Raw genomic sequence first — 300 nt, forward strand, 5'->3', positions numbered from 1 at the left:
GTGCCAGTAGTAGATTTTATCGGTTTCTTTTTTGCCAGTTACCGCTACTTTCTCTGCATTGATAACGATGATGTAATCACCTGTATCTACGTGCGGAGTATATTCAGCTTTATGTTTACCGCGTAAACGGCGTGCTAATTCAGTAGCTAAACGACCTAAAGTTTTACCTGTCGCATCTACTACGTACCAGTCACGTTTTACTGTTTCTGGTTTTGCTACAAAAGTTTTCATTAATTAAATACCAATATTTTTAGTTATAACCCAATCCGCTTATCAATAAGCGAATTACCTATATGACGC

Annotated in this window: 1 protein-coding gene; it reads right to left on the bottom strand. The window is 37.3% G+C overall.

The features are described 5' to 3' along the window. A partial coding sequence (rplM, locus tag FLQ44_RS21725; protein ID WP_147696036.1) for a 50S ribosomal protein L13 occupies positions 1–231 on the bottom strand: 231 nt, incomplete at its 3' end. Between the last annotated feature and the right edge of the window lie 69 nt (positions 232–300).

The sequence above is a fragment of the Vogesella mureinivorans genome (genome assembly GCF_007644035.1).
Classification (GTDB): Bacteria; Pseudomonadota; Gammaproteobacteria; order Burkholderiales; family Chromobacteriaceae; genus Vogesella; species Vogesella mureinivorans.